This window comes from Stenotrophomonas sp. 109824_Sma (assembly GCF_056480025.1).
This window is the reverse complement of the sequence record NZ_CM151078.1, coordinates 3,973,735-3,998,824: the sequence shown is the minus strand read 5'-3', so window position 1 is coordinate 3,998,824 and position 25,090 is coordinate 3,973,735. Positions and strand designations below refer to the sequence as shown.

The following is a 25,090-nucleotide window of genomic DNA, read 5'->3' as shown; positions in this document are numbered from 1 at the left end:
GGCACTACCAGAAGAAAAACCCCGGCATTGCCGGGGTTTTTCGTTTCCACATCTACCTTGGATCAGGCGGCGTTCTTCATCGTCGCCATGTCGATCACGAAGCGGTAGCGAACATCGTTCTTTGCCATGCGTTCCCAGGCCTCGTTGACGTTCTTGATGTCGATCATCTCGACGTCGCTGACGATGCCGTGCTCGGCACAGAAGTCCATCATTTCCTGGGTCTCGGCCATGCCGCCGATTGCCGAGCCGGTCAGGTGCTTGCGGCCGAAGATCACGCTGCCGCCGGTCAGCGGCGGGTCCAGTTCGGTCAGTACGCCGACCAGGCACATGGTGGCCTCGCGCTTGAGCAGGCCCATGTACGGGTTGGTGTCATGGCCAACCGGGATGGTGTTGAGCAGGAAGTCGAAGCTGCCGGCGTGCGCCTTCATCTGCGCGGCGTCGCGCGAGACCAGCACTTCGTCGGCGCCCAGGCGCTTGGCGTCGGCACCCTTTTCCGGCGTGGTGGTGATCATCACCACGTGCGCGCCGAGTGCCTTGGCGAACTTCACGCCCATGTGGCCGAGGCCACCGAGGCCGATCACGCCGACCTTCTGGCCCGGGCCGACCTTCCAGTGGCGCAGCGGCGACCAGGTGGTGATGCCGGCGCACAGCAGCGGCGCGGCCGCCTTCAGGTCGAGGGTGTCGGACACCTTCACCACGAAGCGCTGCTCGACCACCACGTGGTCGGAATAGCCGCCGTAGGTCGGCGCACCGCTTTCGCGTTCACGGCCGTTGTAGGTCCAGGTCGCGCCTTCGGCGCAGTACTGCTCCAGATCGTGCTCGCAGGCGTCGCAGTGGCGGCAGGAGTCGACCATGCAGCCGACGCCGGCGTGGTCGCCGACCTTGAAGCGGGTGACGTTGCTGCCGACCTCGGTCACGCGGCCGATGATCTCGTGGCCCGGCACCATCGGGTAGATCGAGCCACCCCAGTCGTCGCGGGCCTGGTGCAGGTCGGAGTGGCAGATGCCGCTGTAGAGGATCTCGATACGCACATCGTCCGGGCCGACCGCGCGGCGTTCGAACTCGTACGGGATCAGTGGGTCGGTATGTGAATGGGCGGCGTAACCACGGGCGAGGGACATGGGGAATCCTTGGCAGGGTTTGTCGAAAGGCGTTTTACAATACGCCCCGTGCCCAGCCGCAAGAAGCCCGGATATCGGCATGATTCATCAAGTGAAATTGCACAATCATGGCCACTGACAACCTCTCCCACCTGGCCGCGTTCGCGGCGGTCGCCCGCCACCGCAGCTTCCGCCGCGCCGGCGCCGAGCTGGCGCTGTCGACCTCGGCGGTGAGCTATGCGATCCGCGCGCTGGAAGAACGCCTGGGCGTAGGCCTGTTCCATCGCACCACCCGCAGCGTGGCCCTGACCGAGGCCGGACAGCGCCTGCTCGAGCGCCTGCAACCGGCACTGGGGCAGGTGCATGACGCGCTGGAAGAGATGAACCAGTTCCGCGCCGCTCCGGCGGGCCTGCTGCGCATCAACGCCACCCGTGCGGCGGTGGCGACCCAGCTGGGGCCGCGGCTGGCGCGCTTCCTGCACGCCCATCCCGACGTGCGGGTGGAGCTGACCGAGAACGATGGCCTGGTCGACATCGTCGCCGAGGGTTACGACGCCGGCGTGCGCCTGCATGAGTTCATCCCCGAGGACATGGTGGCGGTGCCGATGGGGCCGCCGTTGCGTGGGCTGATCGTCGGCTCGCCGGACTACCTGCGCAGACGCTCGGCGCCGCAGCATCCACGCGACCTGGCCACGCACGAGTGCATCCGCTTCCGCTTCGCCAGCGGCCATCTGTACAAGTGGCAGTTCGAACGCGAGGGGCAGGCGCTGGAGATCGACGTGCCGGGGCGGTTGACCCTGGGCGAGCAGGGCACCGTGGTCAGTGCCGTGCTCGATGGCATCGGCCTGGCCTATGTGCTGGAAGACACGGCAAGGCCGTACATCGAATCCGGGCAGATGGTGGCGGTGCTGGAAGACTGGAACGAACCGTTCGCCGGTTTCGCCCTGTACTACCCGAAGCAGCGGCAGATGCCCGGTGCGCTGCGTGCGTTCGTGGACATGCTGCGCGAGTGAGTTGCTGCAGGAGTGCCGACCAACGGTCGGCACCCACCGGGGCAGGCCATTGCCGACCGACGAATCGGGATCGGCCGGTAGATCCACGCCATGCGTGGATGGCACCACGCTACGGCCCCTGCAGCACCGGCGCCAACAACACCAGGCAATCACGCAGGTGCACCTCCACCGGCGCATCCTCGGCCACCACGCCGATCACGCGTTCGCGCAGCGGCTCGGCCACGGCCATCGCCAGGATCAGCCGCGCCATGCACGCGGCATCTCCCTTCCGCAGCAGCCCACGCTGCTGCTGCCGCGCCAGCCAGTCGGCCAGCAGCGAACGGCCGCGTTCGATGCCGTTGTCCAGATAGGCCTGCAGCAGCGCGTCCTTGCCGGGAAAGTCGGTGGCCAGCAGCCGGAACACCTGCACCGCCTGCGCCGACAGCGCCTGTGCGCACACCGCTTGCAGGATCGCCTGCAGCAGCGGCAGCACTTCGTCGGCGTTGCGGGCATCACGCTGCAGTTGTGGCGCGAAGCCGTCGGTCCACTCGCGCACCGCCAATCCGACCAGTTCCTCGCGGTTGCTGGCATGGCGGTACACGGTCTTCTTCGCCACCCCGGCGTGCGCCGCCACCGCTTCGATGGTGGTGGCCTCGTAACCCTGTGACAGCAACAGCGCCAGCGTGGCCTGCAGCACCGCGTGGCGGACTTCGGCTTCCGGTCGCGCAGGGCGGCCGCGGCGGCGGGTCGGCGTTGTGGGCTCGGGCAGGGCGGTGCTGTTCATTGCGCCCATCTTACCGCATTGGGTTAATTGCGAAACGTTGAACGTTTCCGTATTGTCAGGCCTCCCAACCCCGCAGGAAACCCCCGATGGATACCGCTGTGAACGCCCGCGCCTGGCTGGACCACCACGATCTGCTGGACCCAGCGCCGATGCACCTGGAAACCGGCATCCAGCGCCGCGAAGACGGCACGCTGCTGGTGGCGGTGCGCACCGATCTGCACGGCTGCAAGGGCCGCATGCTGGACTGGTGGTTCACCTTCTTCGAGACCACCCAGCACATCCGCTGGTGGCATCCGGTCGACCATGTCGAGCATCGCGGCTGGGACGCGGCCTGGCAGCGCGGGCGCAGCTACCACGGCGCTAGCATCCACGCGGTGGAATCGCTCGCTGACATTCCGCCGGTGGCGGCGCGGCTGAAGTTCCATGACCCGCGCACGCTGCTGGTGCCCGAGCGCCTGCAGGTGGCACAGGATGCCGGTGATGTGTCGGCAGTGATCGCCGCACGCATCGGCTTCGGCGATCACGTGCGCCTGGATGCGCACGGTGACCCTTGCGACGGGCAGATGCTGCATGTCGCACGCGATACGCCGTTTGGCTGCGTGCTGCGCAGCCGCTTCGTACTCGGCCTGGACAGCGCCGATCCGCAGCGCGATGCCGGCGATGCAGTCGGCCTGGGCCTGCTCAGGCACTGCTACACGGAGTTCAGTTTCCTGTCGCGCCTGCTGCCGTCGCTGTACTACGGCGAGCGTGCCAACGGCGAAGCAGTGCCGTTGCCGTGGTGAACGGCGCGCCGGTCAGTCAACCAGCGCGTCGTAGCCTTCGCCACTGAACTGGATCAGGCAGAAGCCATGCCCGAACGGATCGGCCAGCACGGCGATGCGGCCCCAGCGACGCTCGCGCACAGGCTGTTCGAGCGTCGCCCCGGCCGCAACCGCACGTGCCAGTGCGGCCTCGATGTCATCCACCACCCAGTCCAGGTGCAGCGGGGTCCAGTGGCGCTCGTAGTCGCGCACGTCGCCATCCTCGGTGGCGGCGCTGCCGGCCTCGTTCTGCAGCAGGTAGAGCGGGGTTGGCCCACCGAGCAGCTCCACGGCGCCCGGGCCGAGGCGGCGGCCGATGCGCAGGCCGAAGGCTGTGGTGTAGAAGGCTTCGGCTGCGGCGAGATCGGGGACGTCGAGGTTGACGATGAATGATGCGGTGGGCGTATCCATGGGCAGATCCGCTGGATGCGGGTGGGCAGTGTACGCCCGCATCCACGCAGGGCGTGGGTCTACTGCGCGCGCGGGTAGTCGAGGTAGCCCGCTTCGCCGCCACCGTAGTAGCTGCTGCGGTCCGGAGTGGCCAGCGCGATGTCGCGCTGCAGGCGCTCGACCAGATCCGGGTTGGCGATGAACGGCTGGCCGAACGCGGCCAGGTCGATGGTGCCGGCCTCGACCAGCTGCAGGGCGCGCTCGCGGGTCATGCCACCGGCCAGGATCACGTTGCCACCGTAGGCCCGCTTGAACTGCTGCAGGAACGTTTCGCCCAGCACCGACTGCCCCGCCTGCAGGTTGTCGTTGAGATGCACATAGGCCAGCCCGCGCTTGCCCAGTTCCTCGGCCAGGTACAGATAGGTGGCCTCGTTGTCGGGGTAGTACGGCATGTCGAAGGTGAGGTTGTTCGGCGCCAGGCGCACGCCGATGCGGTGGGCGCCGATGCGCTCGGCCATCGCATCGACCGTCTCCAGGATCAACCGCGCACGGTTCGGCAATGAGCCGCCGTAGCGGTCCTCGCGTTCGTTGATGAGCGGGTTGAGGAACTGCTCGAACAGGTAGCCGTTGGCGGCATGCAGTTCGATGCCATCGAAACCGGCGGCGATCGCGTTGTCGGCGCCGCGTGCGAAGTCGGCAATGATGCCGGGGATCTCTTCGGTGGCCAGCGCACGCGCCGGGGTGGGATCGGCATGGCCGCGGCTGCCGTCTTCCAGATAGACGAACGAGGTGTTCTTCGCTGCGCTGGCGACCGGCCGGGTACCGGCGCTGACCGGTTGCCCACCCCCGGGCTGCAGCGAGGAATGCGACATGCGGCCGACGTGCCAGAGCTGGGCGAAGATCGTGCCCTGCGCGGCATGCACCGCCTCGGTGACCAGCTTCCACCCGGCCACCTGCTCGGCCGACCAGATGCCCGGCACGTCGATGTAGCCCTGGCCCTGCGGCGAGACCGGCGTGCCTTCGCTGATGATCAGGCCGGCGCTGGCGCGCTGCCGGTAGTACTGCGCGGTGAGCTCATTGGCGACCGAGCCGGGGTTGCGGGCACGGGTCATCGGGGCCATCGCGATGCGGTTGCGCAGGGCGATGCCTGTCAGGTCGAACGGACGGAACAGGGCGGCGGTCATGTTGGTCATCTCGGTGCGGGGAAGAGCGCCAGCGGCGCGATGCACACAGGATGGAGTTGACATGCGGGCGCATAAAGCGCTTCGATCTCCCTTGGTGCGGGACTATTTGTCCCCAATGTGGGATGAGATGATGCTGCCGCTGGAATCGTTGAATGGCCTGGTGACCTTCGTCACCACGGCCCGCTCGGGCAGCTTCACCGAGGCTGCCGACGCGCTGGGCATCTCGCGCTCGGCGGTGGGCAAGGCCATCGCCCGGCTGGAAGCGCGGCTGGGCGTGCGCCTGTTCCACCGCACCACGCGGCGCATCGCGCTGACCACCGATGGCGAGGCGTACTACGCGTCGTGTGCGGCGGCACTGGAAGAAATCTCCGCGGCCGAGGCCTGCCTGGGGTCGGCTGGCCTGCCCAGCGGGCGGCTGCGCATCGACATGCCGTCCTCGTTCGGGCGGCTGGTGGTGCTGCCGGTGCTGTTGCGCCTGTGCCGGCAGTACCCGGACCTGCAGCTGACGATGACCTTCACCGATCACTTCGTCGATCCGGTCGAAGAGGGCATCGACCTGCTGATCCGCTTCGGCGGATTGCACCAGGCCGAGCATCTGGTCGCGCGCCGGCTGGGTCGCCAGCGCCTGGTCACCTGCGCATCGCCGGAGTACCTGCAGGCGCACGGCGTGCCGGCGACCGTCGAGGACCTGGCGCAGCACCGCAGCATCGTTGGTTTCCGCCACGGGCAGCCGGTGGCGTGGCGGGTCGGCAGCGACGATGCCGAGGCCACCTTCATTCCGAACGCGGCCTACCAGCTCAACGACGGCGACGCGGTCATCGAAGGCGCCATCGCCGGGCTGGGCATCTGCCAGATGCCCATTTCACTGGTGCGCCGCCATCTGGATTCCGGCGCGCTGCAATCGGTGCTGGACGAACACATGCAGCGGCACATCGACATCCATGCCCTGTGGCCGCCAACCCGGCACCTGCGGCCGAAAGTTCGCTATGTGGTGGATGAGCTGGCGCGGCTGGCGGGCGAGGGATTGTTCGATTGAGCCGGCCGGGATTGAGTCCGTGACCGTGGCTTGTATACTATCCCCCAGTATAGTTCCGAGGTGGCCCCGGCATGCCGCACTCCCCCGAAGAGAAGAAGAAGGTCCTGGCCCGCGTGCGCCGCATCCGCGGCCAGTGCGATGCGCTGGACCGCGCGCTGGAAGCCGGTGCCGACTGCGGGCCGGTGCTGCAGCAGATCGCCGCCATCCGCGGCGCGGTCAATGGCCTGATGTCCGAGGTGATGGAGGCCCATCTGCGCGAGGAGTTCGGGCAACCCGCAGCCTCCGACGAACAACGCGCCGAGCGCGTGCGCGACATGAGCGCGTTGATCCGCTCGTACCTGAAATAAACGACGGCGCAACATTGCGCTGATCACGCTGTACCCCATTCCCGCCTGATCCTGGAGAAGCCACCATGAAGTCCCGTGCCGCCGTCGCCTTTGGTCCCGGCCAGCCGCTGCAGATCGTCGAGATCGACGTCGCCCCGCCGAAGAAGGGCGAAGTGCTGGTGAAGATCACCCATACCGGTGTCTGCCACACCGATGCGTTCACCCTGTCCGGCGATGATCCGGAAGGCCTGTTCCCGGTGGTGCTGGGCCATGAAGGAGCCGGCATCGTGATGGAAGTGGGCGAGGGCGTGACCAGCGTCAAGCCGGGCGACCACGTGATTCCGCTGTACACCGCCGAGTGCGGCGAGTGCCTGTTCTGCAAGAGCGGCAAGACCAACCTGTGCGTGTCGGTGCGCGCTACCCAGGGCAAGGGCGTGATGCCCGACGGCACCAGCCGCTTCAGCTACAACGGCGAGCCGCTGTACCACTACATGGGTTGCTCGACCTTCAGCGAGTACACCGTGGTGGCCGAAGTCTCGCTGGCCAAGATCAATCCGGAAGCGAACCCGGAGCACGTCTGCCTGCTCGGTTGCGGCGTCACCACCGGCATCGGCGCGGTACACAACACCGCCAAGGTGCAGGAAGGTGACAGCGTGGCGGTGTTCGGCCTCGGTGGCATCGGTCTGGCGGTGATCCAGGGCGCGCGCCAGGCCAAGGCCGGCCGCATCATCGCGGTGGACACCAATCCGTCCAAGTTCGAGCTGGCCCGCGAATTCGGCGCCACCGACTGCATCAATCCGAAGGATTTCGACAAGCCCATCCAGCAGGTCATCGTGGAAATGACCACCTGGGGCGTGGACCACAGCTTCGAGTGCATCGGCAACGTCAACGTGATGCGTGCGGCGCTGGAATGCGCGCATCGTGGCTGGGGCCAGAGCGTGGTGATCGGCGTGGCCGGTTCGGGCCAGGAGATCTCCACCCGTCCGTTCCAGCTGGTGACTGGCCGCAAGTGGATGGGCACCGCCTTCGGTGGCGTGAAGGGCCGCAGCCAGCTGCCCGGCATGGTCGAGGATGCGATGAAGGGCGATATCGAACTGGCACCGTTCGTCACCCACACCATGGACCTGGACAAGATCAACGAAGCCTTCGACCTGATGCATGAAGGCAAGTCGATCCGTTCGGTGGTTCACTACTGAGCCGCGGCATGGGCTGGTTCGATGCCCTGCGCAGGCCGCGTGCGGACGATCCGCGCGCGGCCCTGGTCGATCCGATCGAGCAGGCCCTGCGTGCGCTGGGCTGGGTCGAGGGTGTGGTCGGGCCGCCGCGCGCGGTGGATTCCGCCTTCGGCATCGACGAGATGCCGTTCGAGCACTGGCTGGCGCAGGTGTTCCTGCCGCGCCTGCACGAAGCCCGCGCGGATGGCCAATGGCCGCCACACAGCAACGTGGCGGTGGCGGCATATCGCAACCTGGACGGCCAGCCCGGTGTCGAACCCCTGCTGCGCCTGTTGTCGCAGCTGGATGAACTGATCAATACACGCGCCGGCTGAGGCCGGTACGCAGGAGAGCCCCATGGAACGCATTGAACACCGCGCCTGTTTCGGCGGCTGGCAGGACGTCTACCGCCATCATTCGACCACGCTGGGCTGCGACATGCAGTTCGCCGTGTACCTGCCACCGCAGGCGGAAACGCAGAAGCTGCCGGTGCTGTACTGGCTGAGCGGCCTGACCTGCACCGAGCAGAATTTCATCACCAAGGCCGGCGCGCAGCGCTATGCGGCCGAGCACGGTGTGATCATCGTCGCGCCCGACACCAGCCCGCGCGGTGATGACGTGGCCGATGCCGAAGGCTACGACCTGGGCAAGGGGGCAGGCTTCTACCTCAATGCCACCCGCGCACCGTGGGCGAAGCACTACCGCATGCACGACTACGTGGCGCAGGAACTGCCGGCGCTGATCGAGGCGAACTTCGCGGTGACCGATGCACGCGCGATCAGTGGCCATTCGATGGGCGGCCATGGCGCGCTGGTGATCGCGCTGCGCAACCCGGGGCGCTACCGCAGCGTGTCGGCGTTCTCGCCGATCGTCGCGCCCAGCCATGTGCCGTGGGGGCAGAAGGCGTTCCATGCCTACCTGGGGGACAACCCGGCCGACTGGGCGCAGTGGGATGCCTGCGAGCTGATCGCGACGGCCAGTGAGCGCCTGCCGCTGCTGGTCGACCAGGGCGAGGCCGACGAGTTCCTGCAGACCCAGCTGCAGCCGCAGCGCCTGCAGGAGGCCTGCGCAGCCGCCGGCCACCCGCTGACCCTGCGCCTGCAGCCCGGTTACGACCACAGCTACTACTTCATTGGCAGTTTCATCGGCGAGCACATCGCGCACCACGCCCGCGCCCTGCACGGCTGACGCCCCCGAAAAAAGGGGACGGAGGGGATTAAGTCGCTTTTGCCGCCGTGCCGCAAACGACTTAATCCCCTCCGTCCCCTTTTTTTACGTGGCCGTGGCGCGGGCGGGGCTATGGTGCGCGCGTACGGCCTTGTGGATCGGGGGATGCATGCCGGTAGTGCTGGCGCTGCTGTATGTGCTGTGCCATGGCCTGGTGCTGACCCTGTGGCCGGGCCCCGCCGGGGTGGGATCGTTCGTGTTCCTGACCGGTGCACCGTTGCTGGCGGCGGCCGCCTGCCTGTGGCGGGCGCGCCGCGACCAGGCGGCCCTGGGCTGGCGCGCCACCGCGCTGGCGCTGCTGCTGTGGGCGGGCGGCATGGCCTTCAACATGATCGATGCGCTGGGGGCCGGCCGTGCCGATATCACCCCGCAGGCAAGCCTGCTCCTGTACGTGCTGTACGGCGTGCCGCTGGTATTCATCCTTGCCCGCGCGCGGCGCGAGCGGCTCAGCATCAGCCTGATCGATGCGGCGATGGCGGCGCTGCTGGGCGTGCTGTTCTTCGTGCACACGCAGTCCTTCGCCGACCGGGTGGAGGTCGACCCGATGGCGATGGTCAGCATGCAGCGCATGTTCGACATCCAGAACCTGTGCATTGCCGGCTTTGCGGTGGTGCGATGGCTGGCCGGCGATGTGCCCGAGCGGCGCAGCGTGTTCCGCGCGCTGGCGCTGTACGCGCTGGCGTACCTGGTGGTGGCGTTCTACATCAACCACTACACCTCGGGGGATGCATTCGGCGCCTACAACGACCTGCTGATCGACCTGCCATTCCTGCTGCTGGCGTTGCTGGCGCTGAGCCAGGCGCCCGCGCCGGTGTTCGTGCCGCACCCGCGGATGGCGCGCACCGTGCAGGCGGCGGGCCCGATGATCCTGCCGTTGCTGCTGTTGGTGGTCGGCACCCTGGTGGTCGACCATGCACGCCCCCTGGCGGTGGCCGGATTCGTGGTGGCGACGCTTGGTTTCGGCCTGCGCAGCATCCTGCTGCAGACCGACCTGCTGGAACGGCAGGCGGCGCTGGATCAGCTGGCGCGACGGGACGGTCTGACCGGGGTGGCCAACCGCCGCGAGTTCGATGCCCTGCTGTTGGCCGAGTGGAACCGTGCACGGCGCAGTGGTACCGAGCTGGGCCTGCTGCTGCTGGATATCGATCATTTCAAGGTCTTCAACGACCGCTACGGTCATCCCGCCGGCGACCGCTGCCTGCAGGCCGTGGCTGCGGTGCTGAAGGCGAGTGCCGGCCGCGCCGGTGACAGTGTTGCGCGCTATGGCGGCGAGGAATTCGCGGTGATCGTGCCCGGAAGCGCGCTGTCGGGCGTGCTGGCGTTGGCCGAGCGCCTGCGCGAGGCGGTGGAAGCGCTGCCGTTGCCGGAAGGATCAGTCAGCATCAGCATCGGCGTCGGCTACCTGCATCCGCCGGCCCTGGCCAGTGCCGATCAGTTGCTGGCCGACGCCGATGCCGCCCTGTATGCCGCCAAGCGTGCCGGCCGCAACCAGGTGATCCTGCATGCCCATGTGCTGGATGACGAGGGCAGTGCGCACGGAAGGATGGATTGCTGACCTCGTTCTGTGTCCCGCCCCGGTATGCGATGGCGCGGTCGCACAGCGGTTGGCTCATCGCTGCCGCACCCAGCCGCCGGGATCGAGCAGCCTCAGCCCGACCGGTGACAACGAGCGCTGCCGCAGCGGCAGGTGTGCCGCCTGCACGGCGCTGGCGCAGCGGGCCAGCTGTTGGCGCAGCGCTGCCAGCGGTTGATCTTCGCGAGGCCGTGCATGCCGCCATTGCGCGATGCGCAGCAGGCAGACCAGCAGGTCCAGTTCGCTGGCGGCAATGAACGGCGAGCCGGCCGGCAGCAGGTCGATGGGGGCGGCGGGCGTGGCCAGCAGCGGCAGCAGGCCGATGAAGGCGTCGCAGCCCGCCGCATCGAGCCCGAGCGCGCTCAGCTGGGCGAGGCCGTCAGGCTGCAGATCGGGATCGCGCAGCTGGCGGATCGCGCTCAGCAGTGCCTGTTCGCCGCGGCCGAACTGGCGGCCGAAGGCGCGGTAGCTGACCCGGGTAGGAAACAACGGGGAACGTGGGGCCATGGGGGCTAGGGGTGTGGGTCGCGGGTTTCCACCAGAACGGGGCAGGGCGCGTGGTCGATGGTCCATTGCCCGATCGAGGGTTCGAACAGGCGTTCCAGCCGGGACAGGTGGCGATGGCCGATGACAATCAGGTCGCACTTCAGGCGCCGCGCCTGTTCGCTGATCACTTCGCCGGGGTCGCCGGTGGGAATCTGTGCGATGGCATCGACGCCGCGCTCGCGCAGCTCGGCCAGGGCGTCAGCCAGCACCGCCTCAGCCTGCGAGCGCTGCCGCGCGGCTTCCGGGTACTCGAGGCGGTCGGCGTCGCTGGCGTCGGCCGCCAGCGCGAATTCGGGGTCCAGCACGCACAGCAGATGCAGGCGGCTGCGCGGGCCGGCGATGGCCGCGGCCAGGTCCAGCACGCGTGCGTGCTGGGGGCCGCCGTCCAGGGCGACCAGCAAGGTGTTGAACATGGGTGTCTCCTTGGCAGGCCGGGGATGGTCGCCGATGTCGCCGCGCGCACCCATGCCGTGCGCGGCAGTCAATGAGTGCGTATAACGCAATCCACGGTGGTTACACGTGCCGTAGAGTCATTTGATTTACTGGAGACTGTCATGCCCCTGCCGGACCTGAACCTGTTGCTGGCACTGGACGTGCTGATCGACGAATGCAGCGTGGCCGCCGCCGCACGGCGGATGAACCTGAGCGCGCCGGCGATGAGCCGTACCCTGGGCCGGATCCGCGTGGCGCTGGGCGACCCGGTGCTGGTGCGTGCCGGTCGTGGGTTGGCGCCCACGCCGCGCGCCCTGCAGCTGCGCGAGCAGGTGCGCGACGTCATCGAACAGGCCCACCGGGTTTTTCATGCGGGCCGCGAGATCGACGTGGGTACCCTGGAGCGCACCTTCAACGTGCGTGCCAACGATGTCTTCATCGGTGGCTTTGGCGGTCGCCTGCGCGAGATATTCCGCCAGCAGGCGCCGCGCGCGGTACTGCGCTTCGTGCCCGAAGGCGATACCGATGACGATGCGATGGCGCAGGGCCGGATCGATCTATACATCAGTACCGCCGGCAAGCACGCACCCGACACCAAGGTGCAGAACCTGTTCAGTACCTCCTTCATGGGCGCCGCGCGTGAGGACCATCCGCTGTTCGATGAGGAGATCAGCGCCGAGCGCTTTGCCGCCTGCGACCATATTGCGGTGTCGCGGCGGGGGCTGCCACGCGGACCGATCGATGACGACCTGGCCACGCTGGGCCTGCAGCGGCGGGTGGCACTGATCAGCCCGACCTTCCACGGTGCGATCTTCGCGGCGGCCGAATCGGACCTGATCCTGCCGCAGATGCCGAGCGTGATGCTGGAGCGCATCGTCAGCATGCGCCTGCCGCTGCGGCTGTTCCCGCTGCCGATCCCGGTGCGCACCGCCGCCATCGTCCAGGCCTGGCACCCGCGGCTGGACAACGATGCTGCGCACCAGTGGCTGCGCCGCTCGATCAAGACCATGTGCGAGCGCGTCGAGGACACCTACCGCTGATACCTGCAGGCGTGCGCCCGACGCACGCCTGGGATGCCGGTGGCACCATTTTTCGCAGGGTACCGGCTCCCTAGACTGCGCTCCCCGGAGTTTCACTGAGCGCATTCCAATGACCCCCAACATGCCGTGCCCTGCACGGATCGGTGCCCGGCGATGAGCATGCCGGCCGCCGCTGTCCCAGCCGCCGCAGCGCCCCGTCCTGCCGCCGCCCCCGGGCTCGACCGCCGCATTCTGGTCGGCCTGTGTGGCGTGCTGCTGGCGGTGCTGGTGTCGGGCTTCAACGAGAACGTCACCAAGGTCGCCCTGGCCGACATCCGCGGTGCGATGGGTTTCAGCGTCGATGACGGCAGCTGGATCGTCGCCCTCTACAGCGCGATGTCGGTCAGCGCGATGGCGTTCGCGCCGTGGTGCGCCGCCACCTTCTCGCTGCGCCGCTTCGCGCTGGTGATGATCGGTGGCTTCATGGTGCTGGGCGTGCTCTGCCCGCTTGCCCCCAACCTGCAGGTGTTCCTGCTGCTGCGCGCGCTGCAGGGCCTGTGCGGTGGTGCGCTGCCGCCGCTGCTGATGAGCGTGGCGCTGCGCTTCCTGCCGCCGGGCATCAAGCTGTATGGCCTGGCCGGCTACGCGCTGACGGCGACGTTCGGCCCGAGCATGGGCACGCCGCTGGCCGCGTTCTGGGTCGAGCAGGTGGGCTGGCACTGGGCGTTCTGGCAGATCGTGCCGTACTGCCTGGCCGCGATGGCGATGGTCAGCTGGGGCCTGCCGCAGGACCCGCTGCGGCTGGAACGGTTTGCCCAGTTCGATGGCGTCGGCCTGCTGCTGGGCCTGCCCGCGCTGGTGCTGCTGGTGCTGGGCCTGGTGCAGGGCCCGCGGCTGAACTGGTTCGACTCGCCGATGATCGCGCTGATGATCGGTGGCGGTGCCGGACTGATGGTGCTGTTCATGATCAATGAATGGTTCCACCCGCTGCCGTTCTTCAAGCTGCAGCTGCTGGCCAACCGCAACCTCAGCTATTCGCTGGTGACGCTGGGCGGCGTGCTGTTCGTGCTGCTGGCGGTGATCTCGATCCCGTCCGGCTTCCTGGCCAGCGTGCAGGGCTACCGGCCGCTGCAGACCGCGCCGATGCTGCTGTGGGTGGCGTTGCCGCAGGTGATCGCGCTGCCGCTGGTGGCGGCGTTGTTGAACATCCGCGCGGTGGACTGCCGCTGGGTGCAGGCCACCGGTCTGGCGATGCTGGCGCTGGCCTGCTGGCTGGGCTCACACCTGGATGTGGCCTGGATCCGCGACAACTTCCTGTGGGTGCAGTTGCTGCAGGTGTTCGCCCAGCCGATGGCGGTGCTGCCGTTGCTGATGCTGGCGACCAACGGCCTGCCGCCGCAGGACGGCCCGTTTGCCTCGGCGTGGTTCAACACGGTCAAGGGCTTCGCTGCCGTGCTCGCCAGTGGCGTGCTGGATGCCGTCGCCCAGGGCCGCCGTCATTTTCATTCCACCGTGCTGGTCGACCGCCTCGGCGAGCAGCCGTGGCTGGCCGAGGGCCCGCAGCTGGGCGCGCGCCTGCATGCACAGGTGCAGGCGCTGACTTCATCCGACCTGTACTGGATGGTCGCGCTGGTGGCGCTGGCCTTCATTCCCCTCATTGCCTGGATGCCCACCCGCATCCATCCGCCACGTGCCGTGGCCTGAACCTTTCGCAGGAATTCCCTCATGACGATCAATCGAACCACTCTCAACACCGGGCTGGGGCTGGGCGTGCTGGCGCTGGCCATCGGCGCCTGGCTGCTGTTGCGCGATGGCAGCCACCAGAGCACCAACAATGCGTACGTGGTGGCCGACTACACGCTGGTGGCGCCGAAGATTCCTGGCTTCGTCAGTGCCGTGGAAGTAGAGGACAACCAGTCGGTGAAGGCCGGCGACGTGCTCGCCCGCATCGACGACCGCGACTATCAGGTCGCCCTGCAGGCGGCGCGTGCCGACCTCGCCAATGCCCGTGCACAGCTGGCCAACGCACAGGCTGCACTGGCCCAGCAGGACTCGCTGATCGAGCAGGCCAGGGCCAGTGTCGATGTCAGCCGGTCCGAACTGACCCTGGCCAGCGCCGACCAGCAGCGTTACCGCGAACTGGCCCGAGATGGCGCCGGCACCGTGCAGAACGCACAGCAGGCGCAATCGAAGCAGGCCGTGGCCAGTGCACATCTGCAGCAGGGCCAGGCCGCGCTGTCGACCGCACGCCAGCGCACCGACATCCTCAACGCTGGCGTGCAGGCCGCGCAGGCGGCGGTGCAGCGTGCAGAAGCAGCGCAGGCACGTGCCGAACTGGATCTGTCGCACACCGTGCTGCGCGCGCCGATCGACGGCATGGTCGGCCGCCGTGCAGTACGCGTGGGTGCCTACCTGACCCCGGGGACGCCGGTGGCCGCGGTGGTGCCGCTGAAGCGCGCCTTCGTGGTCGCCAACTTCCAGGAAACGCAGATGACCCGCATGCAGGCCGGCCAGCGGGTCGAGCTGAAGGTGGACGTGTTCCCGGGCACGCCGCTGCGCGGGCACATCGACAGCATCGCACCGGCCACCGGCGTCACTTTTGCCGCCGTCGCGCCGGAAAACGCCACCGGCAACTTCACCAAGGTGGTGCAGCGCATCCCGGTGAAGATCGTGCTGGAGCCGGGCCAGCCACTGCTGGACCAGCTGCGTGCCGGCATGTCGGTGGAAGCCAGTGTTGACCTGGGCAGCCGCGCGCGCGTGCAGAGCGCGCAACACGAACCGGGTCACAAGGGCGGGGAGGGCGCATGAGCGCCGTCACCGTGTTCCGCACCTTCGTTGCGGCCACCCTGTGCACGGCCCTGGCTGCCTGCACGATGGGTCCGGACTTCGTACGCCCGCAGGTGGAACTGCCCGGCCACTGGCAGGGCGAGGCTGTCGCCGGCAACGCCATCGATCAGGACGCTGCCTGGTGGGCCGGGTTCGACGATCCGCTGCTGGGCCAACTGGCCAGCCAGGTGCTGGCGGCCAACCTGGATCTGCAGTTGGCCGCCAACCGCGTGCAGCAGAGCCGCGCCGCGCGTGGCATCAGTGCGGCCGATCGCCTGCCCAGTGTCAGTGCAAGTGCCAGTGGCGTGCGTGCACGCAACAGCGAAGTGGGCCTGAACGATCCGTCCGGCAACGGTGGCCGTGACGACTACGGGCTGTTCCAGGCCGGCATTGGCCTGAGCTGGGAACTGGATCTGTGGGGCCGCGTGCGCCGCCAGGTGGAAGCGGCCGATGCACGCGTGCAGATGGCCGAGGAAGATGCACACGCGGTGCGCATCGCGCTGCTGGCGGAAATCGCGCGAGATTACCTGCAGCTGCGCGCGACCCGGCAGCTGCGGGCGATCACCGAGGACAACCTCAGCATCGCGCATGACATCAAGCGCCTGACCGAGGCGCGCCAGCGCCAGGGCGTGGCCAGCACGCTGCAGGTGTCCAGTGCGGCCGCGCAGGTGGCTTCGTTGCAGGCGCGCATCGCGCCGCTGCAGCATCGCGAATCGCAGCTGCGCAATGCGCTGGCGTTCCTGCTGGCACAGCCGCCGCAGGCGCTGGATGCGCAGCTGCAGGGCGTGCGCCGTGACTGGCCGGCGTTGCCGGCCGTGGCGGTAGGTCTGCCCAGCGAACTGGCCGAGCGTCGCCCGGATATCCGTCGTGCCGAAGCGGCACTGCATGCGGCAACGGCCGGCATCGGCGTGGCCAAGGCCAGTTTCCTGCCGCGCATCACCTTGAATGGCGACGCTGGTTTCCAGGCCAAGCAGCTGGATGATCTGGACGGTTGGAACGCACATCGCTTCAGCATCGGGCCGTCGATCAGCCTGCCGATCTTCCAGGGTGGCCGGTTGAAGGCCAATCTGGCGCTGAGCCGGCTGCAGCAGCAACAATCGGCGCTGCAGTTCCGCCGCACCGTGCTGCAGGCGTGGCATGAAGTGGACGACGCCATCGATGGCTACGCGGCGGAGCAGCAGCGCACCGTGCAGCTGCACGTGGCGGTGGACGAGAGCGAGACCGCACTGGGTGCCGCGCGCCGGCAGTACCAGGCCGGTGTGGTCGACATGCTGGATGTGCTGAGTACCCAGCGCATTGCGCTGGACAACCAGGCCGCGCTGGCCAACAGCCAGGCCACGGCCGCGATCGCACGGGTGGAGCTGTACCGCGCGCTGGGTGGCGGCTGGTAGGGAATCGTTGGGGTAGTGCCGGCCGCTGGCCGGCACCGTCATGGCTGCTGCAGTTGCCGGCCAGCGGCCGGCACTACCAGGGCCTGGCCTCAACGCACGTCGCGCAGTTCCCAGTGGTGGCCGGCCAGCAGGCGCAGGCGCTGCTTGAACACGTCACTGTCGATGCGGGTGATGGCGACCAGGTTGATGCGCAGGTCCTTCTGCTCGCCGGTCACGATGGCATCCGGGTCGGTCACGCCCCACTGCGGTTCCACCGCATCCGGGTCGGGCTGCTTGGCCTTCCAGCGCTCGAACAGCGTGCCGCTGCGCAGGGCGTCCTGCAGCTCCTCGGCGAAACCGGCGGCGCCCTGCGAATGGAAGGACAGGTCGGGGTCGTTGCCGCGGGCCTTGGACGGGTCGGGCAGGCTGATGTGGTACTGCGCAGGCATGGAGTTCTCCTTGAAGTGCGGCAAGGCTGGCACAACTGCGGTGGAATCGATGTGCAGATTCCGGCCGTGGCCAGCGCTCATTCGAACCGATGCGGCCCATCGGCAAAGCCCACGGTGACCGCGCCCTTGCCGACGTTGACCATGCCGGTCAGGCTCATCACCGATTCGTACACGGTCACGCCGTGGCCGGCGCAGACCTCCTTCATCTGTGCATAGCCGGGCAGGGTACGCAGCTCGTCCAGTTCGCCGCCGTAGCTGACGCACACCGTCGGCGTCATCAGCCCGGCACGCACGCGCTGGCTGACCACCGCGAACAGCTTCTGCACGGCGCTGTCGAAACCCTTGATCTTGGCCACCGGCCCGGTCTCGCCCCGGTAGCCGTGCAGCACCGGCTTGATGTCCAGCGCGCTGCCCAGCGCCGCGCTGAGCAGGCCGACACTGCGGTCACCCTTGTGCCGAGCGCGTGCGCGCATGTAGTACAGGTCGCGGGTGATCATGTAGCCGTGCACGTTGCCGGCCAGTTCTTCCAGCCGTTCGCGGATCTGCTGCACGCTGGCGCCGCTGTCGCGCAGGCGCACCGCCTCCACCGCGGTCACGGCCTGCGCGGCGAACAGGTTCTGGGTATCGAGCACGCGCAGCGCGAATGGCGAGTTGTAGCCCGCTGCCTGCCGCACCGGTTTGTAATCATTGAGGATGGCGAAGCTGGCCTGCAGCGCATTGTCGTGGATGGGGCTGCGGGTCTTGGTGATGGTCATGCAGAACACGTGGTCGTAATCGATCACCAGCTGCTGCAGGAACAGGTCGCGGATCTGGTTGACGCTGAAGGGGATGGTCTCCGCTTCAGCGCCATGTTCGGCCACATGCGCGTGCAGGAAGCTCAGGGTGGCCTGCTCATCGCGATGATCGGCCAGCACGGCTTCACCGATCCGTACGGTGATCGGCAGCAGCACGATGTTGTGCTCGGCAATGAAGTCCTGCGGCAGGTCGCAGGCCGAGTCGACGACGATTCCGATGCGCATCCGCGGCTCCCCCTCCAGGGCGGTTGTAGGTTCGGAAACGTGAAATCTATCTCAAATCCTGGCGTGGCGCGCGAGGGAAACGCGCCACGCCCTGTTCAGCGACTGCGCTGCACCGCTACCGGCAGGCTGGCCAGGCGCTGCCATTCGGGTTGCTGCAGCAGGCCTGGATCGGCCAGCACCGCCGCCATCAGCGGGTGGGCGTCGTTGCCCCAGAACAGTTCGTCATCGATGGCCAGGGTCGGCACGCCGAACACGCCGGCAGCAATGGCGGCCTCGGTGTTGCGCCGCAGCTGCTCCTTGACCGCCGGGTCGGCGATGGCGCTGGCGACATCCTCGATCCCCAGTCGCGCAGCTGGTTCGCGCAGGGCCTCGGCGCTGTCGGCGGCATTGCCGTCGCGCCAGATCCAGTCGAACAGCATGTCCACCGCCTGCACGCTGCCACCGGCGGCCAGGCACAGGCGCAGGGCGGACAGCGGATTGAACGGGTGGCCCGGCGGGAACCGCAGCGGTGTGCCTTCGGCCTGCGCAGTCCACTGCAGCTGGCGGTAGATGAAGCGGCGCTTGGCCGGAATCTCGGCCGGCCCGAGGTTGCCCAGGTGGTGCAGCACGGCACCGAAGGCAATCGGCACGGTCTGGATCTGGGCAAACTGTGGCAACCGCTTCAGCTTCTGCCAGTGCAGGTAGGAGTAGGGCGAGACGAAGTCGAAGTACCAGCGCAGCGTGGCCATTGGCGGTTCCTTGCAAAAAGTCAGGGCTGCGCGTTGCGCAGCAGGTAGCGGTCGCGCAGTTCGGTCTGGCGCGAGCGCATCGGCATCGCCCGGCCCCCCAGCCAGACCTGTTCGGCATAGTGCGCCACGTCGAGCGGGTCACCCTCCCACAGCACCAGGTCGGCGCGCTTGCCCGGTTCGATGCTGCCGATCTGGTCGCCCACGCCGAACGCCTGCGCCGGCACCCGGGTCAGGCCGGCCAGGCCGTCGGCCCACGGCAGGCCATTGGCCACGGCATTGCCCGCCAGCTGGCGCATCTTGCGTGCATTGTGCGAGGCGTCGCCACGTTGCACGAACGAGACCGCCACGCCGGAACGTTGCAGGCGTGCGGCATTTTCCAGCGTGGCACCGATCTGGTCGAAGCTGGCCGGCAGGTTGGACAGCACATCGACGAACACCGGCACCTGCGCGGCCGCCAGCTCCGGCGCCAGCTGCCAGGCTTCGCTGCCACCGGCAATGGCGATCTTCACCTTCTCGCGGGCGGCCCAGCGCAGCAGCTGGCGTATGTCCGCCGCGCGGTCCACCTCCACCACGATGCGGCCCTGGCCTGCCAGGTAGCGGCTCAGCGTGCGGCGCCCGGCCGGCGTCAGCAGTGCATGCGGTGAGTCTGCGGCGACCTGGCCGCGCGCCTCGTCCACCATCTGCTGCAGCAGCATCCATTGCGCCGCACGCGAATGCCCGGTCAGCTCCACTGCGGCCGACCCCAGGCGCAGGAACAGCGCGCGCGGCCCGAGGGGATCGGCGCTGCCGTCCAGCCGCATCACGCCGCCCTGGCCTGCAACGAAGCCGCCACCGGTGGCCGCCCCCAGGGCGGTGAAGCCGATGCCGTCCAGGCGCGCCACCGGGATCAGCACCGAGGCCGGGTTGTAGGCCAGGGTGACATCGAATTCGGGGCGCAACGGCTGTTCGCCGATCTTCAACGTGCTGTCGACCGTACTCGCTTCGCCGGAGACTTCTTCGATGCCGATCTCGGTGATGCCGCCGAACAGCGCCGGTGTCAGCGGGCGACCATCGGCCTCGACCACGCTGGCCCCGGCCGGTGCGGACAGCCCGCTGCCGACTGCGCGGATGATGCCGCCCTGCACCAGCACATCGGTGTGCTGCAGGCTGCCGCGCGCGCCGGCGGTATGCACGGTGGCGTTGCGCACCAGCAGGTCCTGCGCCTGTGCGGATGCGGAGATGCAGGCCAGCACCATGAGCGTAGCGCCAAGCCATGCCCGGCGACGCTTGTTCAACGCGCCCATCAGTGCACCTCCTGGCCAAGCTGGAAATCGGAACGTGGTGTCGCCGCCGGTGCGCGGCGGTCGTACAACTTGCGGCCATCGATGAAGACCTGCTCGGCCAGTGCGTAGGAACTGAAGGGGTTGCCATTCCACACCACGACATCGGCCATCTTGCCGGCTTCCAGGGTGCCGGTCTGGCCTTCAATGCCCAGCGCCTTGGCGGCGTTGGCGGTCATCCAGGTGATGGCGTGTTCGGGGCTGATCTCCGGCATGTGCGCGCGGCGCGCAGCGGCGATCACCTTGGCCGCTTCCTGGTTCAGGCGCTGGATGCCTTCGGGGGAATCGGAATGGACGATGGCGCAGCTGTTCTTCGGCCGGTCGACCAGTGCGATGTTCTCCGGAATGCCGTCGAAGGCTTCCATCTTGAAGCCCCACCAGTCAGCCCACAGCGCACCGCAGACGCCGTCGGCGGCCAGCCGGTCGGCCAGCTTGTAGGCCTCCACGCCGTGGTGGAACGCGGCCACCTTGAAGCCGAATTCCTTGGCCAGGTCGAGCATGGTGGCCATCTCGTCGGCACGGTAGCAGTGGATATGCACGCGGATGTCGCCTTCGATCGCGCCGGCCAGCGTGTCCAGCTTGAGATCGCGCTTGCCGCCGGCATCACCGGCGCTGTCGCCCTTGTCGCTGCCGAACCAGCCCGTGCGCTTGGCCGGCTTGGGTTTGTTCTTGGCGATGTAGTCGGCGGCATCGATGAAGGCGGCGCGATAGCCGGCGACGTTGCCCATCCGCGTGGCCGGGGCGACGCCCTTGCCTTCGCCGTAGACCCGTTTCGGGTTTTCGCCGCAGGCCATCTTCAGCCCCCACGGAGCACCCGGGAATTTCATCGCCTGGTAGGTGATGGCCGGTACGTTCTTCAGGGTCACGCCACGGCCACCGACCAGGTTGGCCGAGCCCGGCAGCACCTGCATGCTGGTCACGCCGCCGGCCAATGCGGTGGCGAAGCCCGGGTCCTGCGGCCACACCGAGTGCTCGGCCCAGACGTTGGCGGTGACCGGTGCGGTCATCTCGTTGCCGTCGCTGTGCGCGCCGACGCCCGGGCTGGGGTACACGCCCAGGTGCGAATGCACGTCGATCAGGCCCGGGGTGACCCACTTGCCCTGCGCATCGATGCGGGTGACGCCGGCATCGGCCTGCAGCTGGCGGCCCACGGCGACGATGCGGCCCTCGCGCAGCAGCACGTCGGCGTTGTCCAGGCGCTGGCCGGTGCCGGTCAGCACGGTGGCGTTCTGGATCAGTACCGGCGCATCGGGATGGGCCTGGTAGGTACTGGGGTAGGGATCAGCCACGAAGCGCGAGGCGCCTACTGCGGGCGCGGTGCTCAATGAAAGCAGCGCCAGTGTTACTCCGGCGCGCAACAACGTCGATGCCATGCAGTTCCCCTCGCAGCGTAGTCCAGCCGCCGACGCTAGCCGGACGGCGGCGTGCTTGCCAAGTGACCTTCTTCACACGCGTGCCGGCAATGCCTCGACGGGGCCGCCCGGCTGGCTGAAAATAGCCGGTCCCCACGCCGTACACCGGACCACCGCCCATGAAGAGCAAGCAGGAAATCGTCGACAACTGGCTGCCGCGCTACACCGGCGTGCCCCTCGACCAGTTCGGCCAGCACATCCTGCTGACCAACTTCGGGGGCTACCTGCATACCTTTTCCGAGCTGACCGGCGCCCCCGTCATCGGCCTGGACCGGCCGATGGCCAGTGCCACCATCGACGGCATCACCATGATCAACTTCGGCATGGGCAGCCCCAATGCCGCGATCATCATGGACCTGCTGTCGGCGGTGATGCCCAAGGCGGTGCTGTTCCTGGGCAAGTGTGGTGGCCTGAAGCGCAAGAACCAGCTGGGTGACCTGGTGCTGCCGATCGCGGCGATCCGCGGCGAGGGCACCTCGGGCGACTACCTGCCGCCGGAAGTGCCGGCCTTGCCGGCGTTCGCGCTGCAGCGTGCGGTCTCGACCATGATCCGCGACCTCGGCCACGACTATTGGACCGGCACCGTCTACACCACCAACCGCCGGGTCTGGGAGCACGACGAGGCGTTCAAGGAGCGGCTGCGGGCGATGCGCTGCATGGCCATCGACATGGAAACCGCCACCGTGTTCGCCGCCGGCTTCGCCAACCACATCCCCAGCGGTGCGCTGCTGCTGGTGTCGGACCAGCCGATGATCCCCGACGGGGTCAAGACCGAGGCCTCCGATGCCAAGGTCAGCTCCCAGTTCGTGGAAAACCATATCCAGATCGGTATCGAGGCGCTTAAGCTTATCCGGCGCAACGGCAAGTCGGTCCGCCACCTGCGCTTCGACGAATGATGATGATGGCCTGGCGCGGCGCGCCGGCCCTGGGGAGTAGGTGATGGACGTTGCCGCGCAAGTGGTGGAATTCTGGAAGGAGGCGGGCCCTGCGAAGTGGTTCGCCCGCGACGATGCGTTCGACGCGCAGTTCCGCCAGTTGTTCCTGGATGAGCATTTCGCAGCCGCTTCGCGCGCGCGCGAACACTGGCTGGCCAGTGCCGAGGGCGCACTGGCGCTGATGCTGCTGCTGGACCAGTTCCCGCGCAACTGCTTCCGCGGTAGCGCCCATTCCTATGCCACCGACGGCCTGGCCCGGCACTACGCCATGCGCGCCATCGAGGAAGGCCTGGACCTGCAGCTGGTACCCAAGCTGCGCGCCTTCATCTACCTGCCGTTCGAGCACTCCGAGGATCCGCTGGACCAGGACCGCTCGGTAGCGATGTTCGATGTGCTGGGCGACAAGGAATACCTGCAGTACGCCGAGCTGCACCGCGACATCATCCGCCGCTTCGGTCGCTTCCCGCACCGTAACGCCGTGCTGGGCCGCATTCCTTCGCCGGAAGAGCTGGACTACCTGGCCGAAGGCGGGTTTGCGGGGTAGATCCACGCCGTGCGTGGATGCAAAAAAAACGCCGGCGTTCGCCGGCGTTTTTCGCAGGTTTCAACCGCTGCCGATCAGTACTTCGGCACGCCGTTGTCGACGTCTTCCGACCAGGCGTTGATGCCGCCGGTGACGTTGAACACCTTGGTGAAGCCCAGGGCGCGGAACTGCTCGGCGGCCTGCGCGCTGCGGCCACCGTGGTGGCACATGAAGGCCAGCGCGGTGTCCTTGGGCAGGGCTTCCAGCGCGGCGCGGCCGGTGCCGTCAAAGGTCTTGAACGGCACGCCCACGGCGGCGATTTCACGCTCGTCGGCCGGGCGCACGTCCACCAGGGTGATGTTGCCGGCACGCACCAGGTCGTCGGCATCACGCACGCTGATTTCCTGCACCGGCTTGGGCGCATTCGGGTTGTCGATGGCCAGGCCCTTGCCGCGGATGTCGTCCACCCAGTCGATGGTGATGCCGTTGGCGCGACGGGCGCTGGCCAGGTCGAACTGCACGCGCAGGCCGTTGGACTCGGCGGCGATGGCGCCTTCGTCGTGCGGGGCCAGCTGGAAGTTCGGCTGGAAACCGGCGTCGATGGACAGCTGCAGGGCAGCGCCCGGGGCATCGGCCAGCGCGCCCTTGAGCATTTCCACGGCTGCCGGGGTGACGGTGATGCTCGGCGGGGTACGGTCCGGCGCGGCCAGGCCCAGCACGCTGCTCAGCTCGCCGCTGGCAGCCATCTGCAGCACGATGTCGCTGCCGCCGACCAGTTCGCCGTCGATGTACAGCTGCGGGATGGTCGGCCAGTCGCCATAGGCCTTGATGCCTTCACGGATTTCCTGGTCGGCCAGCACGTTGACGTGGGCGAACTCGACGCCGAGGTCCTGCAGGGCGCCCACGGCCTTGGCCGAGAAACCACACTGCGGCATCGACGGCTGGCCCTTCATGAACAGCACGACGCGGTTGGCGTTGAGGATGGATTCGATGCGCGAACGCAGGGCGGGATCGAGGGACATGGACGTCGGGGTTCCGGGAATTCGAATCATCAATTCTAACCCTCATGGCATCATGGGGGATGAGCAACGCAGGAACATTGCATCGCATCCCGACCCGGCCCTGGCGCTGGCTGCCCTGGCTGGTGGCGTCGCAGCTGGCCGTGATCCTGGCCTGGGCGTTGGCCGGCTGGCACTGGGGGCTGCCGCTGATGGTGGCCAGCCACGCACTGTTCATGGTGCCGGTGTTCCTGCCCAACAGCCGCTTCTACGCGCCGGTGCTGAGCCGGATGCCGGAGGCCGGGGACAGCGTCTGGTTGACCATCGATGACGGTCCTGGCCCGGAAACCCGTGCCGTGCTCGACCTGCTGGACCGCCACCAGGCCCGTGCCACCTTCTTCCTGGTGGGCGAGCGCGCGCTGGCGCAGCCGGAACTGGTGCAGGAGATCCTGCGCCGCGGCCACGACCTGGGCAACCACAGCCACAGCCATCCGCAGGCGCGCTTCTGGCGGCTGGGCCCGGCGGCGATGCGCGCCGAGATCGAGGGCTGCCAGCATGCCCTGCAGGCGGTGAGCGGCCGCCCGGTGCGCTGGTACCGTTCGGTGGTGGGCATGACCAATCCGTTCGTGGCACCGGTGCTGCAGCGGCTGGGCCTGGTCCGGGTCGGCTGGAGCGCGCGCGGCTTCGACGGTATCGGCTGCACGGCGCAGGGGGTGCTCGACCGCCTGCTGCCGGACCTGCGCCCGGGCGCCATCGTGCTGCTGCATGAAGGGGCCGCCCACGGCCACAACCTGGCGATCATCGAGCGCGTGCTGCAGGCGCTGGACGAGCGTGGCCTGAAGGCGCAGCTGCCGGCCCTGTGACCCAGGGTTCTGGTCGCTTGGGGCA

General features: G+C 68.2%; 27 protein-coding genes. 15 read left to right on the top strand and 12 right to left on the bottom strand.

The annotated features are described in order from the left end of the window. Positions 1–62: 62 nt before the first annotated feature. Entirely contained in the window at positions 63–1,121 is a 1,059-nt protein-coding gene (locus tag ACZK1G_RS18730; RefSeq protein ID WP_005419275.1) for an NAD(P)-dependent alcohol dehydrogenase, read from the bottom strand. Between the two features lie 107 nt (positions 1,122–1,228). Between ACZK1G_RS18730 and ACZK1G_RS18725 the strand changes: the two genes are divergently transcribed. Continuing rightward, positions 1,229–2,113, top strand: coding sequence for a LysR family transcriptional regulator (locus ACZK1G_RS18725; RefSeq protein ID WP_101766068.1), 885 nt, complete (start codon positions 1,229–1,231; stop codon positions 2,111–2,113). 109 nt (positions 2,114–2,222) lie between these two features. Here the strand turns inward: ACZK1G_RS18725 and ACZK1G_RS18720 are convergent, their stop codons facing one another. Beyond that, a complete protein-coding gene (locus tag ACZK1G_RS18720) occupies positions 2,223–2,885 on the bottom strand; it encodes a TetR/AcrR family transcriptional regulator (protein ID WP_101766067.1) in 663 nt (220 codons plus the stop codon). 77 nt (positions 2,886–2,962) lie between these two features. Here ACZK1G_RS18720 and ACZK1G_RS18715 point away from each other — a divergent pair, with 77 nt between their 5' ends. Then, positions 2,963–3,658 carry a DAPG hydrolase family protein gene (locus tag ACZK1G_RS18715; protein WP_101766066.1) on the top strand — a complete coding sequence of 232 codons (696 nt, stop codon included), beginning with the start codon at positions 2,963–2,965 and terminating at the stop codon, positions 3,656–3,658. 12 nt (positions 3,659–3,670) lie between these two features. Here ACZK1G_RS18715 and ACZK1G_RS18710 read toward each other — a convergent pair whose 3' ends face one another. Both ACZK1G_RS18710 and ACZK1G_RS18705 read right to left on the bottom strand, forming a co-directional pair. After that, on the bottom strand, positions 3,671–4,087 hold the full coding sequence (locus tag ACZK1G_RS18710; protein WP_049442878.1) for a VOC family protein: 417 nt from the start codon (positions 4,085–4,087) through the stop codon (positions 3,671–3,673). Between the two features lie 59 nt (positions 4,088–4,146). Then, entirely contained in the window at positions 4,147–5,250 is a 1,104-nt protein-coding gene (locus tag ACZK1G_RS18705) for an alkene reductase (protein ID WP_049442932.1), read from the bottom strand. A 130-nt stretch (positions 5,251–5,380) separates the two neighbouring features. Between ACZK1G_RS18705 and ACZK1G_RS18700 the strand changes: the two genes are divergently transcribed. The 6 genes from ACZK1G_RS18700 to ACZK1G_RS18675 all read left to right on the top strand — a co-directional run bounded on the left by ACZK1G_RS18700 (position 5,381) and on the right by ACZK1G_RS18675 (position 10,608). Then, entirely contained in the window at positions 5,381–6,286 is a 906-nt protein-coding gene (locus ACZK1G_RS18700; RefSeq protein WP_049442933.1) for a LysR family transcriptional regulator, read from the top strand. Between the two features lie 71 nt (positions 6,287–6,357). Further along, on the top strand, positions 6,358–6,633 hold the full coding sequence (frmR, locus tag ACZK1G_RS18695; protein ID WP_005411009.1) for a formaldehyde-responsive transcriptional repressor FrmR: 276 nt from the start codon (positions 6,358–6,360) through the stop codon (positions 6,631–6,633). A 65-nt stretch (positions 6,634–6,698) separates the two neighbouring features. After that, positions 6,699–7,808: an S-(hydroxymethyl)glutathione dehydrogenase/class III alcohol dehydrogenase gene (locus ACZK1G_RS18690; protein WP_101766065.1), complete on the top strand. Its 1,110-nt coding sequence runs from the start codon at positions 6,699–6,701 to the stop codon at positions 7,806–7,808. An 8-nt stretch (positions 7,809–7,816) separates the two neighbouring features. Further along, entirely contained in the window at positions 7,817–8,161 is a 345-nt protein-coding gene (locus tag ACZK1G_RS18685; RefSeq protein ID WP_014038458.1) for a YqcC family protein, read from the top strand. 22 nt (positions 8,162–8,183) lie between these two features. Then, on the top strand, positions 8,184–9,014 hold the full coding sequence (gene fghA, locus ACZK1G_RS18680; protein ID WP_101766064.1) for an S-formylglutathione hydrolase: 831 nt from the start codon (positions 8,184–8,186) through the stop codon (positions 9,012–9,014). Between the two features lie 148 nt (positions 9,015–9,162). Next, on the top strand, positions 9,163–10,608 hold the full coding sequence (locus ACZK1G_RS18675; protein WP_101766063.1) for a GGDEF domain-containing protein: 1,446 nt from the start codon (positions 9,163–9,165) through the stop codon (positions 10,606–10,608). Between the two features lie 54 nt (positions 10,609–10,662). Here the strand turns inward: ACZK1G_RS18675 and ACZK1G_RS18670 are convergent, their stop codons facing one another. Beyond that, entirely contained in the window at positions 10,663–11,133 is a 471-nt protein-coding gene (locus tag ACZK1G_RS18670) for a hypothetical protein (protein ID WP_101766062.1), read from the bottom strand. 5 nt (positions 11,134–11,138) lie between these two features. Beyond that, positions 11,139–11,585, bottom strand: a complete 447-nt coding sequence (locus ACZK1G_RS18665; RefSeq protein WP_101766061.1) for a universal stress protein — start codon at positions 11,583–11,585, stop codon at positions 11,139–11,141. A 141-nt stretch (positions 11,586–11,726) separates the two neighbouring features. Here ACZK1G_RS18665 and ACZK1G_RS18660 point away from each other — a divergent pair, with 141 nt between their 5' ends. From ACZK1G_RS18660 to ACZK1G_RS18645, 4 genes are all read left to right on the top strand, one after another. Next, positions 11,727–12,644, top strand: a complete 918-nt coding sequence (locus ACZK1G_RS18660) for a LysR family transcriptional regulator (protein WP_101766060.1) — start codon at positions 11,727–11,729, stop codon at positions 12,642–12,644. Positions 12,645–12,797: 153 nt separating this feature from the next. Next, positions 12,798–14,327 (top strand): MFS transporter, encoded by a 1,530-nt coding sequence (locus tag ACZK1G_RS18655; protein WP_101766059.1) that lies wholly within the window; start codon positions 12,798–12,800, stop codon positions 14,325–14,327. A 21-nt stretch (positions 14,328–14,348) separates the two neighbouring features. After that, positions 14,349–15,431, top strand: coding sequence for an HlyD family secretion protein (locus ACZK1G_RS18650; RefSeq protein ID WP_101766058.1), 1,083 nt, complete (start codon positions 14,349–14,351; stop codon positions 15,429–15,431). After that, positions 15,428–16,840: an efflux transporter outer membrane subunit gene (locus tag ACZK1G_RS18645; RefSeq protein WP_101766057.1), complete on the top strand. Its 1,413-nt coding sequence runs from the start codon at positions 15,428–15,430 to the stop codon at positions 16,838–16,840. The genes ACZK1G_RS18650 and ACZK1G_RS18645 overlap by 4 nt, the downstream gene beginning before the upstream one ends. Before the next feature lie 89 nt (positions 16,841–16,929). Here ACZK1G_RS18645 and ACZK1G_RS18640 read toward each other — a convergent pair whose 3' ends face one another. From ACZK1G_RS18640 to ACZK1G_RS18620, 5 genes are all read right to left on the bottom strand, one after another. Then, complete coding sequence (locus ACZK1G_RS18640; protein WP_049442934.1) at positions 16,930–17,268, bottom strand: hypothetical protein; 339 nt, start codon at positions 17,266–17,268, stop codon at positions 16,930–16,932. A 77-nt stretch (positions 17,269–17,345) separates the two neighbouring features. Continuing rightward, positions 17,346–18,287, bottom strand: coding sequence for a DegV family protein (locus ACZK1G_RS18635; protein WP_101766056.1), 942 nt, complete (start codon positions 18,285–18,287; stop codon positions 17,346–17,348). Positions 18,288–18,382: 95 nt separating this feature from the next. Beyond that, positions 18,383–19,015: a 2-hydroxychromene-2-carboxylate isomerase gene (locus tag ACZK1G_RS18630; protein WP_075676275.1), complete on the bottom strand. Its 633-nt coding sequence runs from the start codon at positions 19,013–19,015 to the stop codon at positions 18,383–18,385. Between the two features lie 20 nt (positions 19,016–19,035). Further along, positions 19,036–20,298 (bottom strand): amidohydrolase family protein, encoded by a 1,263-nt coding sequence (locus tag ACZK1G_RS18625; RefSeq protein ID WP_101766055.1) that lies wholly within the window; start codon positions 20,296–20,298, stop codon positions 19,036–19,038. After that, positions 20,298–21,707, bottom strand: a complete 1,410-nt coding sequence (locus tag ACZK1G_RS18620; RefSeq protein WP_197622082.1) for an amidohydrolase — start codon at positions 21,705–21,707, stop codon at positions 20,298–20,300. The genes ACZK1G_RS18625 and ACZK1G_RS18620 overlap by 1 nt, the downstream gene beginning before the upstream one ends. A 158-nt stretch (positions 21,708–21,865) precedes the next feature. Between ACZK1G_RS18620 and ACZK1G_RS18615 the strand changes: the two genes are divergently transcribed. Together ACZK1G_RS18615 and ACZK1G_RS18610 are read left to right on the top strand one after the other, a co-directional pair. After that, positions 21,866–22,642 (top strand): AMP nucleosidase, encoded by a 777-nt coding sequence (locus ACZK1G_RS18615; RefSeq protein WP_005414446.1) that lies wholly within the window; start codon positions 21,866–21,868, stop codon positions 22,640–22,642. A 43-nt stretch (positions 22,643–22,685) separates the two neighbouring features. Further along, the gene (locus ACZK1G_RS18610; protein ID WP_049442892.1) at positions 22,686–23,225 is read left to right on the top strand and encodes a DUF924 family protein; all 540 of its coding nucleotides are present in this window, start codon (positions 22,686–22,688) and stop codon (positions 23,223–23,225) included. A gap of 74 nt (positions 23,226–23,299) precedes the next feature. Here the strand turns inward: ACZK1G_RS18610 and grxD are convergent, their stop codons facing one another. Beyond that, positions 23,300–24,226, bottom strand: coding sequence for a Grx4 family monothiol glutaredoxin (grxD, locus tag ACZK1G_RS18605; RefSeq protein WP_042358958.1), 927 nt, complete (start codon positions 24,224–24,226; stop codon positions 23,300–23,302). Positions 24,227–24,285: 59 nt separating this feature from the next. On the opposite strand from grxD, the gene ACZK1G_RS18600 reads away from it, so the two are divergent. Then, on the top strand, positions 24,286–25,065 hold the full coding sequence (locus ACZK1G_RS18600) for a polysaccharide deacetylase family protein (RefSeq protein ID WP_049442893.1): 780 nt from the start codon (positions 24,286–24,288) through the stop codon (positions 25,063–25,065). The last annotated feature ends 25 nt before the right edge of the window (positions 25,066–25,090 follow it).